Source organism: Clostridium sp. Marseille-P3244, assembly GCF_900120155.1.
Lineage (GTDB): Bacteria > Bacillota > Clostridia > Lachnospirales > Lachnospiraceae > Mediterraneibacter.
Genome location: NZ_LT635549.1, coordinates 981592 through 996392, shown reverse-complemented (window position 1 = coordinate 996392; position 14801 = coordinate 981592). Strand labels below are relative to the sequence as shown.

The 14801-nt window shown below is 48.1% G+C and carries 14 protein-coding genes; 1 reads left to right on the top strand and 13 read right to left on the bottom strand.

The features are described 5' to 3' along the window. Nucleotides 1-65: 65 nt before the first annotated feature. Nucleotides 66-917 carry an AraC family transcriptional regulator gene (locus tag BQ7367_RS06490; protein WP_072524706.1) on the top strand — a complete coding sequence of 284 codons (852 nt, stop codon included), beginning with the start codon at nucleotides 66-68 and terminating at the stop codon, nucleotides 915-917. Between the two features lie 6 nt (nucleotides 918-923). On the opposite strand, the gene BQ7367_RS06485 is transcribed toward BQ7367_RS06490, so the two are convergent. From BQ7367_RS06485 to BQ7367_RS06425, 13 genes are all read right to left on the bottom strand, one after another. Next, a complete protein-coding gene (locus BQ7367_RS06485; RefSeq protein ID WP_072524705.1) occupies nucleotides 924-1334 on the bottom strand; it encodes a VOC family protein in 411 nt (136 codons plus the stop codon). A gap of 12 nt (nucleotides 1335-1346) precedes the next feature. Then, complete coding sequence (locus BQ7367_RS06480; protein ID WP_235837559.1) at nucleotides 1347-2696, bottom strand: hypothetical protein; 1350 nt, start codon at nucleotides 2694-2696, stop codon at nucleotides 1347-1349. Nucleotides 2697-2746: 50 nt separating this feature from the next. Further along, nucleotides 2747-3721: an ABC transporter permease gene (locus tag BQ7367_RS06475; RefSeq protein WP_072524704.1), complete on the bottom strand. Its 975-nt coding sequence runs from the start codon at nucleotides 3719-3721 to the stop codon at nucleotides 2747-2749. After that, complete coding sequence (locus BQ7367_RS06470) at nucleotides 3708-5210, bottom strand: sugar ABC transporter ATP-binding protein (RefSeq protein WP_072524703.1); 1503 nt, start codon at nucleotides 5208-5210, stop codon at nucleotides 3708-3710. Before BQ7367_RS06470 ends, BQ7367_RS06475 begins: the two co-directional genes overlap by 14 nt. Nucleotides 5211-5243: 33 nt before the next feature. After that, on the bottom strand, nucleotides 5244-6230 hold the full coding sequence (locus BQ7367_RS06465) for a substrate-binding domain-containing protein (protein ID WP_072524702.1): 987 nt from the start codon (nucleotides 6228-6230) through the stop codon (nucleotides 5244-5246). Nucleotides 6231-6478: 248 nt separating this feature from the next. After that, nucleotides 6479-10060, bottom strand: coding sequence for an ABC transporter ATP-binding protein/permease (locus BQ7367_RS06460; RefSeq protein WP_072526108.1), 3582 nt, complete (start codon nucleotides 10058-10060; stop codon nucleotides 6479-6481). Between the two features lie 207 nt (nucleotides 10061-10267). Further along, nucleotides 10268-11695: an ISLre2 family transposase gene (locus BQ7367_RS06455; protein WP_200786773.1), complete on the bottom strand. Its 1428-nt coding sequence runs from the start codon at nucleotides 11693-11695 to the stop codon at nucleotides 10268-10270. A gap of 160 nt (nucleotides 11696-11855) precedes the next feature. Next, entirely contained in the window at nucleotides 11856-12302 is a 447-nt protein-coding gene (locus BQ7367_RS06450) for a stage V sporulation protein AB (RefSeq protein ID WP_072524700.1), read from the bottom strand. Beyond that, nucleotides 12253-12927 (bottom strand): stage V sporulation protein AA, encoded by a 675-nt coding sequence (locus BQ7367_RS06445; RefSeq protein ID WP_072524699.1) that lies wholly within the window; start codon nucleotides 12925-12927, stop codon nucleotides 12253-12255. Before BQ7367_RS06445 ends, BQ7367_RS06450 begins: the two co-directional genes overlap by 50 nt. Further along, nucleotides 12917-13183, bottom strand: coding sequence for a hypothetical protein (locus BQ7367_RS06440; RefSeq protein WP_143142967.1), 267 nt, complete (start codon nucleotides 13181-13183; stop codon nucleotides 12917-12919). Before BQ7367_RS06440 ends, BQ7367_RS06445 begins: the two co-directional genes overlap by 11 nt. 71 nt (nucleotides 13184-13254) lie before the next feature. Then, nucleotides 13255-13971 carry an RNA polymerase sporulation sigma factor SigF gene (sigF, locus tag BQ7367_RS06435; protein WP_072524697.1) on the bottom strand — a complete coding sequence of 239 codons (717 nt, stop codon included), beginning with the start codon at nucleotides 13969-13971 and terminating at the stop codon, nucleotides 13255-13257. Beyond that, nucleotides 13950-14405: an anti-sigma F factor gene (gene spoIIAB / locus BQ7367_RS06430; protein WP_072524696.1), complete on the bottom strand. Its 456-nt coding sequence runs from the start codon at nucleotides 14403-14405 to the stop codon at nucleotides 13950-13952. The genes sigF and spoIIAB overlap by 22 nt, the downstream gene beginning before the upstream one ends. Continuing rightward, nucleotides 14402-14716: an STAS domain-containing protein gene (locus BQ7367_RS06425; protein ID WP_072524695.1), complete on the bottom strand. Its 315-nt coding sequence runs from the start codon at nucleotides 14714-14716 to the stop codon at nucleotides 14402-14404. Before BQ7367_RS06425 ends, spoIIAB begins: the two co-directional genes overlap by 4 nt. Nucleotides 14717-14801: the final 85 nt, after the last annotated feature.

Genomic DNA, 14801 nt, shown 5'->3' with positions numbered 1-14801 from the left:
TTTTTTTTGAATAATTGCTCCTGTAATTTTTTCACTTCCGGCCATGTCTCAAAAGGAGGTTATCCATGCGCGCTCAGGAAAAAGGTGTACTTTCCTCATCAAACCTGTACTTTCACACAGCCAGCCCCAGGGCGAAAAAATTGTTCTTCTATCCGCTGTGCACCGGCCACTTTATCTGCGACGGTGACTATGACCTGCGGCGCACCAGCTACGACAGTTTTCTTGTCATGCACATCGTACACGGCACAGGCTTTCTTGAAGTCGACAACCAGGTCATCTCTCTGAAAGAAGGAGATTTTGTACTGGTAGACTGTTATCAGCCTCATCATTATTACACGGAAACAGGCTGGGAACTTCTGTGGCTCCATTTCGACGGACCCATGGCCAGAAGTTTCTTCGAGGAACTGACCGGAAAATCGCTGATTCTTCCCCCGACAGATATCCCCGCCGCCTACAAGGCGTTGAAAGCGGTCTATGATGTATATAATCTCCACCGGGATCAGAGTGAGCCTGCGCTGTCCTGCATGATCAGCAACTTTCTGTGCATGTTTTTCAACGGGCCCACAACAGAACGATCAGAGGATCCATCCCGGACCCCTGCCCGTTCCCTCGGTGATACCCTTTCCTATATCTCCGAAAATCTGGACAGCCCCCTTACCGTGGATGAACTGGCCGAACGCATATTTTTAAGCAAGTATTATTTTATCCGCCTATTCAAAAAGGAAGTCGGTTACACGCCCCACGAGTACATCGTTGTATCTCGTGTGAACTTCGCCGCCTTCCTTTTAAAATCGACTGCATTTTCCATTAAGAATATTGCCATAAAATGCGGTTTCGCGGATGAGAGCAGCTTCTGCACCACTTTTAAACGCGTTATGGGCAGCACGCCTCTCTCTTACCGCAATTCAGGAAAATAAGTCACACTATTCTTCTGTCTGTGAGAACTCAACACGTTCTCTGTTGGGGCCCGTAATTGTAAAATATCTGCATTTTTTCGGGCTCCAAATATCTGTCGATTCTATCCCGTCTGTCACAACGGGATAGTTTTTTTTCACGCAGTACGCATAAACACCATCCAGATCTTCGGTTTTAAGGGCAATGTGATCCACATGTCCGTCATTTCTGCGGCCGGCCGCATCTCTTTCTTCCGGATCCACGCTCTCATACAGTTCAATGATACATCCGGAATTTTCCATCATCGCCACATGATAACCGTTCAGGTCTCTTGCCTTTGCCGCCGGATGAAAGCCGAACTCCTCATAAAAGGAAACTGCTTTCTCCAGATCCGTGCACGGAACACCGATGTGAGCAAATCCTTTCGCCATATCTGCCATTGGTTCCGCCTCCTATATCTCGTCGTACTCGATGCCAAATACGGAACATACGGCACGCATCTGATTGCTTCTCTTTCCGGTAAGAACGATAACATGATGGGAATAAATCTTTTCCATCAGGCGATATCCGTCCTCCACTTTGATAAGTCCGCCGTTTCTGCAGTCTGATCCCGGATACTGCACATACTCTTCCAACACTGCCTTTTCTACCATCAGGCTCTTGAAATTGGAATGAAGCTTGCACATTGTGATGTTGCCTTTTTCCACCTCAGCGTCAATTGCCGTAGAATGCTCACCAAACAGCCATGCCAGCACAGACGGTTTTAAGCTCCACTTTGTAGCGTATTTCTGGGCAATGCTGCATCCCAGATATCCGCAGTGCACAAGCAGCGCGTGATTGTCCGGATCCTCCACATCCGGGAAGCTCTGGATCTTCTCATGAGAGAGCGCCGGCATTCCGGAAAGGAAAGGATAAATATTTGTTGTAAAAATTGCGGTGTCGATTACGGAGCCCATGATATACTGGGTCAGCAGTGAGGATGTATCTCCCTCGCAGCCCCACATCACGCCCCGGTCGCGGTACAGAAGATTCCATGCCAGGCAGGGGGTCACATTGGTGTCATAAGCCTCATTGATGCAGTTCACTCCACACGCCGCTACGTTTCCCGTCTTGTCCACTTCTTCCCGGAGAGCCATGAACATTTTGATCGTCTCGTACATTGCCCGGTCGTTTACGCCTTCGCTGTCAAAATCCCAGCGCTCCAGCTCTTTCTTCGCATCCTCATCAGAAATGGATTTCGCATACTCGCAGAGAGCTTTGTACGGCTTGCGCACGATCTCGATCCCGAATTTTTCCTTAATGTCGTTTGTACATTCGTCGTTCCACCAGTAAAAGATCTTGAACTGTTCCGGTATCAGTCCGTCTCCCGGAGTATCCTGGAAGATCAGGAACTTCTGTCCCTTCATCACACGTTTTAATGCCAGTGCTTTCAGGATCGTTTTCCCCAGCTCAATGCTGTGGGGGTTATACACTTCAAATCCTTTCGATTTCAGATAAGCGACAGACTCCCAGTCAAACATCAGCGATACACCGAATACCGTGGTGATCACCAGAATCGGTTTATGTACCGTCTTCTTGAACAGTTCCAGATTTGTGTAGGTATCCACCCACATGACCGGAATCAGGACCGCGTCCACATCATCCGGAATCTCTTCCCCGAGCATGACAGTCTCTCCCACTTCCATCTCTTCCGCATAGATTTCTTTTAACTTTCCAAGAACTTTATCAAATTCTTCCATATTCGTTCCTTCGAATCTCATAGGAACGACTCTGGCGATATTTTTCGCTATCATGTTTTTCATTCTCACTTACCTCTTTTCTTACTCGTCTGTCACATCTGCTGCGTCCGTTTTCATTTTCCTTTGCCACGTTTCTTAAGTGTGTCGAGCAGGACGGCGATCAGGATGACCGAACCTTTCACAATATCCTGGAAATAGAAGGGAATGTTCAAAAGGTTCAGCGCGTTATTGATCACACCGATCGTCAGAGCGCCGAACAGCACGCCGATGATATTTCCTACACCTCCGGAGAAGCTTGTACCTCCCAGCACAGCCGCTGCCACAGCGTCCATCTCATATCCTTCTCCCGCTGTGGGCTGTCCGGAATACATACGTGACGCCAGGATGATGCCGACCAGCGCGGACAGTGTTCCTGAGTACACATAGCAGAGAAATGTCGTCTTTGCCACGCTGATTCCTGAATATCTTGCCGCTTCGCTGTTACCGCCTACCGCGAACACATAATTTCCAAACTTCGTCTTATGAAGCAGCAGATAAGATATTACCACAACCAGGATCAAAATGATAATCGGGATCGGTACTTCAAACAGACCGAATGACAGATATCCGTTACCGATCAGGTTATATGTCTCATTGGAAGAACGGATCGGCAGTCCTGATGAATAGACATAGGCGATACCTCTTCCTATCTGCATGGACGCCAGGGTAACGATAAAAGGCGGTATATTCAGCTTGGCCACAAAAAATCCGTTAAATATACCAAACACCGGTCCGGTCAGAAGTGCGAGAAGCACCGCCACCCATACATTCACTCCGTCACTCACAAGTCCGCAGCTGATAACACCGGATACGGCCAGCACAGAACCTACAGAAAGATCGATCCCTCCGGAGATCAGGACGATCGTCATACCGATGGTCAGGATGCCGTTGGTGGACATCTGACGGACAATATTTATCATATTGCTGCTTGTCAGGAAAGCCTCCGGTATAATGACGGCAACGATCAACGATACGATCAGAAGCGCCATGATACTGCTCAGTTTACTGGTTATGGAGGTCACTATTTTTTTCGTATTAGACAGATTCATTTTCTTCACTTCCTCTCATTGCGTATGCCATAATTTTTTCCTGTGTCAGTTCATCTCTGCCCAGAGTCCCCGCGATCTTGCCTTCTCTCATGACGACTACCCTTGTAGACAGATTTATGATCTCTGACATGTCGGATGAGATCAGTATGATACTCACGTCTTTTTTGGCCAGTTGGAAGATCAGGTCATATATTTCCATTTTGGCTCCCACATCGATCCCTCTCGTGGGCTCGTCAAGTATGATGATATCCGGTGTAGTTTCCAGCCATTTGGCCAGCACGATCTTCTGCTGGTTTCCTCCCGACAGGGAGGAGACCAGCGTTGTGAAAGAAGGTGTCTTGATCCTCATGGAAGACACTTCCTCGGATACGATCTCATTGGCTTTCTTTTTGTTGACGATACAGCCTTTGATGAATTTGTCAAGAACGACTAAAAGTGTATTGAACTGCACGGTATTCCCCAGCACCAGCCCCTGCCCTTTCCTGTCTTCCGGGACAAGCGCGAGGCCGTTTTTGATCGCGTCTTTCGGACAGGTGATCTTAACTTCTTTTCCTTTGATCTTCACCGTCCCCGACTGGATCGGATCGATCCCGAACAGCGCTCTGGCAAACTCGGTCCGCCCGGCGCCTACCAGTCCGGAAAATCCCAGGATCTCGCCTTTTCTCAGGTTGATATTAATATCAGATACATACTTGCTGGTCAGATGCTCCACCTCGAGCACATTCTCCGACAGGCTTCCCTGATCATAGTTGTAGATCTCTTCCAGCTGTCGTCCCACCATCATGGAAATCAGCTCATTACGGTCTGTCTCTGAAGTCTTAACTGTGCCGATATATTTACCATCTCTGAGGATCGTGATATTATCCGCGATCTCGAACAGCTCGTCCATTCTGTGAGAAATATAGATAATGCCGATACCGTCATTTTTCAGTCTTTCTATAATCTTGAAGAGCTTCCGGGTGTCGTTGTCCGTAATTGCCGCGGTCGGCTCGTCCATGACGATGATCCTTGAATTCATACTCAGAGCCTTCGCGATCTCCACGATCTGCTGTTTCGCTATGCTCAGCTTTGATACAACGTCGTTGGCATTGATGTCAAACTCAAGATACTCGAGCAGTTCTGTGACCTTTTTTACATTTTCTTTCTGGTTGATGAATACTTTTCCATTCTCTCTTCCCAGATAGATGTTCTGGGCCACCGTCATCTCCGGCACCAGGGAAATCTCCTGATGGATGATACCGATGCCGCATTCCTGTGAAACGGCGACACTGTTGATATTTTTCTTTTCACCGTCAATCTCGATCTCACCCTCATCAGGAATGTAGATTCCTCCAAGCACCTTGATCAGGGTGGACTTTCCGGCGCCGTTTTCTCCCAGAAGGGCATGTACTTCCCCTCTGTTCAGAGTCAGGCTGACATCATCGAGAGCCACAACGCCCGGAAATTTCTTTGTGACGTTTTTCATTTTCAGTAGAACTTGTTCACTCATGACATCTCTTCTTTCAGTTCAGAATTTCCCGAATTAATATCCCGGGTTCTCCTCGCAGTTGTCCGCGTTGATCCACAGAGACGGAACCATAACTTCCTTGTCCGTGATCTCTTCGCCGTCGAGAAGCTTGTACGCGTTCTCAAGACAGGTCTTTGCCACCTCGATCGGGAACTGTGCCGCTGTACCGATCATTTTGCCCTCTTTTACAGCGTTTACGCCGTCAGAAGATCCGTCTACAGAAGCCACCAGCACATTTTCAAGCATACCGGCTGACTCAAGAGCAGCGACCGCTCCGAGAGAGGAGGGATCATTGATACAGAAGACTGCGTCCAGATCCGGATAACTCTGGATCATATTGTCCATGATCGTAAGAGCTGTATCTGTTGTTCCGTTTCCTTCCTGTTCAAATACGATTTCAGCCGTCGGGCAGGTCTCTGCAAGTCCTTCTTTAAAGTTATCGGAACGCGCCCGGCAGTCCATGTTTACGGAGAGACCGATGATACCTACCTGTGCGTTTTCGCCAAGTTCTTTACCAAGCGCTTCGCCCGCAAGTCTTCCGGCCTCAGCATTGTCCGCTGTCACCTGGCACTGCACCAGATCTACATCTGTCACAGAAGTATCGATCGCGACAACCGGGATATCTGCCTTATTTGCCGCCTCCAGAGCCGGCCTTACACCGTCCGCGTCAAAAGCACTGATAAAGAAAAGGTCATATCCTGCTGAGATCGCGTCCTCAACCTGTGAGATCTGCTTGGACTGATCGCTCTGCGCGTCAAAGATATCCAGTGTGCCGCCGTCAGCCTCAATATCTGATTCCAGCTGTCCAAGCTCGCTTACCCAGTACGGGTTTGTCATTGTCGGAACAAACGCGGCGAACTTTTTAGCGCCGTCGCTGCTGCCCTCATCGGCAGTCTTATCCGCCGTATCACTTCCGGATGAGCTTCCGTCAGTCACACAGCCTGTGAGCATCGCTCCTACCATCATTGCCGCCAGTAAAGTTCCAAGTACTTTCTTTTTCATTTGTTACATCCTCCTTTTTGGTTTTTCCAGTCAATCTTTAATATAACCAGATTATATCCTGTATCTGATTTTTCATGTTTCAAAAATTTGCTTTAAAGTTTTGAAAAATTGCTGTTATTTTTATGCAAAAACACAAAAAAGGGCAGGCTCAGACGCTTAATGCGAGCCAAATTGCCCTTTTTTGTCTGTTGATCCCGTCATTTTTTAGACATGGGATACCATTGTATAATTCATCTTTTCTGATTCTTTTATTCTGTCCTAAGTGCTGTCACCGGATCACTCTTTGCCGCCTTCCGGGATGGAATAAGCCCCCCTGTCAGAGTCAGGATCACGCTGAGGACAATCAGCACAACAGCCGGAAGTACCGGGAGTACGGCACTGATATCGCTCGTGCCTGCCAGATAATGGATCAGCATATTTCCCGGGATCAGGATCAGGAGTGTAAGGCCGATGCCGATCAGGCCCGCGCACAGCCCGATGATAAATGTCTCCGCATTGAACACCTGCGAGATATTCCCCCTGGATGCCCCGATCGCGCGCAGGATCCCGATCTCCTTCTTTCTCTCGAGAACACTGATATATGTGATCACGCCGATCATGATCGAAGATACAATCAGGGAAATGGCAACAAACGCAATCAGTACATAGCTGATCGTATCGATGATATCCGTCACAGATGACATCAGTGTACCTACCATATCTGTATAGGTGATGATCTGCTCTTCCTTCCCTTCCGACTCCATCCTGCTGTTGTACTCGTCCAGTATCCTTACAACTTCCTCTTTGCTTTCAAAATCTTTCGGATAGATATCAATGCTGCCCGGAGTATCAAAATCTACATAACCAAGAGTCCTCAGATTATTCTCGTAAGACGCGTTTTCGGATGAGTTCATTGACATAAGAAGCTCCGACAGTTCCTCCCCGGTCATGTTCATCTGAAACGCGTCCGCAAACGCGTCCGCATCAATGTTCACCGCATTCGAAAGACTGTTTCCCGCATTGGTCATCGCACGGCTCATGGCATCGCTCATTCCCGACGCAAGACGGCTCATCATCTGCTGCATTGCCGAGGATATCTGCTCCTCCATAGCCTGACCAAGCGCGTTTCCGTACGAAGCCATGGCACTCTGCACATAGCTCTCTACCGCTGACGCTAGCTGCTCTTCCACACTGTCCATATCCACCGCCGATGACAGACCGTCCGACAGTATCTGCCGGGCCTCTTCTGTCTGGAGATACTCCATAAAATGCTGTCCCATCTGAGACGGATCCGGTCCGTTTCCTTCCTGAGCATACTGACGGTACCCTTCCGCCAGTCCAACTGCCATTGCAGCCAGCGAGTCGTCACTGATTGTAAGATTTTGAAGTCCGGAGGTGAAAATTCCGTTTGTCCATGCATTTACTGTCTGGCGCGCCATATCCGTAGCCATATAGTTTTCAAGCTCATTGTAAAACTCATCTAATGTCCATCCGGAAGTATCTCTGTCTGCAATATAATCCCGGAAGCCCTCCCTGAGCGCCTCCATCAGTTCATTTATCTGTCCGCTCTCTACCGTGATCCCGCCATTCTGCTGAATGATATCCACGATCGTCGCTCTCATAATATCCTGCGCTCCGGATGTCCCTAAGTACTCTTGAAAACTTTGCAGCAGCCCGGAGTAATCTGCTTCGGGATGCTCCTTCGCGTACTCCTGATATCCGTCCATCAGGCTTCCGGCGATCCGCGCAAAATCTTCAGAAGAGAGAGAAATCTCGATCTCCCCCATTATATCGCCTAAATCCATGTCTCCCATATCCGGCAGTTCGATGCTTATTCCGCTGAGATCAAGCATTTCCGAAAGATCAACAGAATTCCCCGCGCTTCCAAAAACACTGGAAAAATCAAAAGTATCTGCCAGGCCCGAAAACGCATTTTCGTCAAATCCGAAGGCTTCGTCCAGCTTCTCCTCATCTACTGTCACGAGACTCGCCATGTCGAACTCATCGCCTTTACTCTGTTCCCCGAATGCTTCCCCTGTGAATACGTTGACAGACGGATCTTCCATCTGCTGCTGAACGATCTCGCTGCCGGCCGCGTACTGCGCGACATGCTCTGTCAGAGATGCCGGATAATTGATTCCCGCGGTGAGCGCGGCGGCATTCGCGTCCCGGGCAGGCTGTACAATACCCACGATGGTAAGCTCTTCGCCACTCTCCACCAGATCTTTCATATATTCCTGGTCACCTGATTTGTCTGTCCATACCTGATACTGACTGTCATACTCGTAAAGATCTGCGCTGTTTACCAGCCGGAATGTTATGCCCAGAATATCTTCATAGGAATACTCTCCCATGTTTTCCGGAGTCTCTACATTCTCCTCATTGGCAAATTGCCGGATCATATCATCAAGTTCCGCGGTGTCCCTAAGCCCGAGCGTATACAGCATAAAATCACTGATGCCGCCCCCTGAAGTCAGTACAAGCACACACTCGTTGTAAGCTTCCGGCCACCTTCCTGCCTTTACCTCATACTGATCTTCATAGAGCTGAGCGTTCTCTGGCATTTCATAGAACACATCTGTACTCATCATATTAGACATCAGGCTGTTGGACGCGGACGTCGAACCCAGACCCAGCGCGTTAAACGACTGATCCGGATGCACCTGCCGGATCTCATCTCCATCCTGACGATAGATCTGTGGAGTCACGTTGTAGGAATACTCAACCGCATTTGTATATTGTTCGATACCGCTCTCTTTGCTGTCCAGATATTCTTTCAGAGATTTCAGGTCGTTGGAATCCATCGTGGAAAACATATCTGAGACCATCTCGATCACGTGAATGTCTCCCTCTTCCTGGCCGCCGGCATTTCCGGGCGATCCGCTGTCAACGCCCATGACCGAACTGAAATCGAACCCTGTACTCTGTATCTGGAGCGGATACTCGGACAGGGTCTCTTCTTCAATATCTTCAATATATTCATTGACTCCCGTAGACAGAGAAAGGATAAGCGCGATCCCTATGATCCCGATAGAACCCGCGAAAGCTGTCAGAAGTGTCCGGGCTTTCTTCGTGCGCAGATTGTTAAAGCTTAAAGCCAGCGCAGTCAGGAATGACATAGAGGATTTTCCCATGTTCCGGTGTTCTGTTTTCTCCATCACTGCCTCATCCACTGAGAAAGCGTCACTGTCCGATATGATATGTCCGTCTTTCAGATTTACGATACGTGTAGCGTACTCATAGGCCAGTTCCGGGTTGTGAGTAACCATCACGACCAGACGGTCCCTTGCGACCTCTTTCAGAAGTTCCATGACCTGCACGCTGGTCTCACTGTCCAGAGCCCCGGTAGGCTCATCTGCCAGAAGAATGTCAGGATCATTCACAAGAGCCCTGGCGATGGCCACCCTCTGCATCTGCCCTCCGGAGAGCTGATTGGGCCTTTTGTGGATCTGGTCTCCCAGCCCCACGCTCTCCAAAGCTTTCCTGGCACGCTCTCGCCGCTTATCTTTCCCCACGCCGGAAATGGTAAGCGCAAGCTCCACATTTGCCAGGACCGTCTGATGCGGGATCAGATTATAACTCTGAAATACGAATCCGATCGTATGATTTCTGTAGGAGTCCCAGTCTCTGTCTTTATATTTTTTTGTAGAAACCCCATTGATGATCAGATCCCCGCTGTCGTACCGGTCCAGTCCTCCGATAATATTTAAAAGAGTCGTCTTTCCCGACCCGCTTGGCCCCAGGATCGCAACGAACTCATTGTCTCTTAAGTTCAGGCTCACATGATCGAGTGCTTTTTGTACCAGACTCCCGGTCCGGTACTCCTTGCAGATATTCCTGATCTGTAGCATACCCGTGTTTCCCTTCTGCATAAATAAAAATGCCCTCATCCGGCCGGGACCTTTTTCGTCCGGCGCCAGATGAAGGTATTTTAACATACTTGAGCAGATTTCACCACCGCAGGCCATATTCTTTTCACAAAACGTTACTGTCAAGTAATCGTTGGCAACTTCCTTTTCGATTTATCTTTTTTGTTCAAACAGTCCTTTTTCTGGTTTCTAATATCCAGCCATGTACAGCAGTCGCTTTCTCTCTCCCTGTATCTTTCCATCCAATCCAACTACATGTCCTACTGCTGGATATTGATAGCCCTTTCCGTCTTTCTTTGGTGCCTTCGCTGACATCAGGATCTCGCCGTATAACTCTTCTACTTTTTCTTCTTCAAATACCGGTTTTCTCAGACCTTCTGTCACTTCATGCAGCTTTCCGCTGCATTTTTTGGCCAGGATCTTCGCCAGATGGTTCCCGCCTTGCCGGCTCCAACTTCTGTGCCCGTGTTTCATCCGTTTCGCGATCACACTCCACACATGATTTTCCATTGTCCCCATGTTCCGGTATTCCAGCCCCTCCGGCGGATCTGGCAGCTCCAGATCCTGGGATTGGTAAGGCACAAGCCCTTCACGGTTGTTCTCATAATAACGGATCAGGTCTTCTACATCTTCAATCTCAGCTTCATCACTCAGGCTATTCCGATAGTTCTCCAGATACCGGAATACTTCTTCGATCTCTTCTTCTTTTATCAGTTCTAAAACAGCATCCCTCGCAGCCGGTTCATGAATTTTTTCTTTCACAGCTTTGTTCCGGTGAAACGGGTCTAACTGAAAACAGGTGCTTTTATCTTTCACTTTCTTGATCCAGGACGCTCCGTCCGCATTTAAGATCCTCTGGTCTACCTCATCCAGGTTAAACTCCTGTGCGATTGCCGCCTCCCGGTATTCCTGGAACTCTTTTGCTTTGGCAAATCCGGCAACTACCACTTTATTTTCCAGCGCATAACGATCCGGACCGGTTTTCCGCCACCCGGCATAAGCAATCCCGATCTTGATCTCTGATTTATCCTGTTTTTCCTCTTTTCTGTCCTTTCCCTGCAGTTTGATATAAACTCCGTCTGCTTCTTCAAACAGAACAGGAACCTCTCGTTTCCCTTTCACATGGCCTTTCTTATATGCTTCTGTCAACTCAGCTTCGTCCTCGCAGACCTTTTTCCCTAACGCCTGGATGACGTTCCATACCCCCATCGCACTGATGGTCTGTCCTGTCATTTCACTGACCTGTAAGGCGCACTCCCTGTAAGACAGTTCTGTGATCCCTTTTACCAGCAGTTCCGCCATGTTCGTTGAGATCAAGCCTACTTGATCCAACTCCAGTGTCTCGTCCAGCAGATATACAAAACGTCTGGTCCCGTCTTCTTCGGTCACTTCATAAACAGTCCTCTGATAGGTTACTTCCCCATACACGGTTTTTACGGTTGTCTGTCTGGCACCTTTATTTCTGTATTTCTTCTTGTCCCTGCCCTCCATCAGCATCCTGTCATACCGCTCCAGGAACTCTTTTGTGAACTCTCTTCCGATCTGGCAGATCCATGCATAAATATTTTTCTCCAACTCCTTGAATGTTACGCCGTTTTCCTTTATCATTAAACTCATCATACAGACTCCTTATGTTTTTTTTCGTCAATTAAACAATAAGATAAATCTGTATGATTGGGAAGAGGTTTCGATCTCTTCCCTTTATTTTTGCCAATGATAATTATACTCTAAGTCACAAAACAATCACATAATGCATATTGCTCGTTTTTTCTTTCTCCTACCATCCTCTGAAAAAGAACAGACATGCTCCCAGGCCTTTCCCGATCGCTACACTCAATATAAACGCTGTGAGATACCTGACGATCCTTGCCCTTCTCATAAATACAGGAAAGACATTTAAGATCTCTGCCAGAGCCATGGCCCAGCATCCCACAAAGATACCCGCGAAGATACCGAATATACCAAGTATCCATGGCCCGAGAGATATCTGGGCCGGTCCCCCGGGAAATCCGATCTGATATACATAAAGAACATTTCCCAGGATCCCTCCCAGCGCCACACTGCTCTCGTACAGCAGGATCTTATCTCCGGTATGCGTCCTGTCCGCGAAATCCGCTACTACTCCCAGCTCCACAATAAATGAGAACAACCCTCCCGCTACAGCCACTCCCGCGCTAAGTCCTATGGCTGCCAGAAGAAGCTGCCTTGCCGCTTCCGCCCACATCGATCTCATCCCCCTTTCTGGCTGAGTCCTCGATCAACGTTGTCTGGATATCATTCTCGTACAGCCGCATCTGAACTTCCATAGGCGTGGGATCCACAGTGAACCTTTTCTTGCCAAAATGATTAAAAAAGATCAATATCCCCGCGGTCAGACCAACAGAATAAGTGATCTCCAGTATCGTAAATCCGCTGGTTTTTTGTCCTGTCACAAACTCATATATCTGTCCGAACAGTTTTGTCACATTTACATCATTATTGAAAGCCATGATGGAAAATGCTGCTCCGCAGAAAGTGACTGCCACAACAAATACTGCTTTCAGAATATGCCATAACATGGGCGGAGTCTTCTGATCCTCATATGTCAGGATGATATCTGTTTCTCCCAGATTCTGGATCTCGAGATCCGGATATTTTTCATGGACGCACGCAATGATTTCCAGTATGGATATCACGCATCTCTGCCGGCCTGTCTTTTTAAACTTGTAAATCTTCAGCGTCTTTATCTTCGGCAGGACCGTCTTGTCCGAACATTCTACAGACAGAATATCGCCAAGTGTCACATCCGGTTTTGTGATTTCTACATTCCGGTCCCCTTTGATGTACAGTGTTGTATTTTCAGAGGACATCATATCCCTCCTCTAAAGAGCTGTCCGCACACCCCGGCTGAACACTCGCCGTATATTCTTCCTGCCGGGATGTCCGGATCAAAAAGCCTTCCCCGTTCTGTTCCTGAGGCACGCTCAGATACCAGAGTATCCCGATGACCACAGCCGCCAGAACAACCGTCAGAAGACAGATCCAAATTTTTTTCCTCCCATTTTCCATACCATTCACCGCTCCTTTCCACCCTGGGCGCAGCTTCAACTCACGCGGTCTTTCCATGTCGCTTCCGGTCATATCCGCTGCATTATATCCATAGTATCCTGGATTTTGATGAAATTATGCATAGATTTTCAGGAGCTTATCTTTCTTAAATTTTCAATGATCCTCTTCTCCATACGCGAAACCTGGACCTGTGATATCCCCATGATCCTTCCCACGTCAGATTGAGTCCGATCCGCAAAATATCTCAGGTAAATGAGCTGCCGTTCCTGTGCGTCCAGCGTTTCCAGAAGCTGTTTTAATACAAGCCGGTCCAGGATCTTCTCTTCCCGCTTCTCTTTTTCTTCGATCTTGTCCAGAAGACGGATCTCTGTCCCTTCATTTTGATGGATCGGCCGATATAGAGATTCTACTTCTCCTCCTGCTTCCATCGCCTGCACCAATTCTTCTTTCTCAATTCCCATCTCTTCAGACAGCTCTTCGATTGTCGGCTCTCTCCCCATCTCTGCCGTCATTCTTTCTCTGGCCTGAAGACTTTTGTATGAAAGTTCTTTCAGAGAACGGCTGACTTTGATCATACCGTCATCCCGGAGAAAGCGTTTGATCTCCCCGGAGATCATGGGAACCGCATAAGTAGAGAATTTGACATCATAAGAAATATCAAATTTATCGATGGCTTTCAGCAGACCGATGCTCCCGATTTGAAACAGATCCTCCGCCTCTGTTCCTCTCCCGTAGAAACGTTTCACAACACACCAGACAAGACCTACATTTTCTTCAACTAACTGTTCTCTCGCTTCTTTATCTCCATCGTGTGATTTTCTGATCAAAGCGATTGTGTGGTCCATATCTCCCTTCCTTTTCCTATGGCCTTTTTCATCTTCACCTTTGTTCCCCTGCCAGGCTCAGACTCTACCTCCACGCTGTCCATGAAGGCTTCCATAAAGGCAAACCCCATGCCGGAGCGGTCCTGTTCCGGTTTTGTCGTGTACATAGGCCGCATTGCTTCTTCAACATCTTCGATGCCCTTGCCCTTGTCACATACTTCCACCATAAACACATTTTCCTCGATCCGGCAGCGGATATACACTTTATGTATCTCGTTCTCATATCCGTGGATGATCGCGTTGGTCACCGCTTCTGACACCGCGGTCTTGACATCCGCCACCTCCTCCACGGTAGGGTTAAGCTGGGTCATAAATGACGCCACGGCTACTCTGGCAAACCCCTCATTCGTGGATCTGCTCTCAAATCTGATCTCCATTTCATTCGTATTTTTCATACCTCATCCTCCTCATATATCTGCATTATTTTTGTCACACCTGAAAGTGTCAATATCTTCCTGATCCTCATGTTCGCGTGGACTGCCCAGACCTCTCCCCCGATCAGGCAGATCGTCTTATACCGTCCCATGATAACCCCTATTCCGGAACTGTCCATAAAGTCTGTTTTCTCGAAGTCAAAGATGACATATTTAATATGGTTTCTGTCGATCACCGCGTCAGCTTCCCGCTTGATCTCCTCCGCGTTGTGGTGATCCACTTCCGCGGGCAGATAAATTGTCAGACAGTTTTCCTGCACCTGATATTTCATGTGATACTCCTCCTCCGGGGCCGTGTACCTGTTAACAGGTACACGGCCCCTTTTTTCAATATTTTCTGAATTGTACGCACAAAAA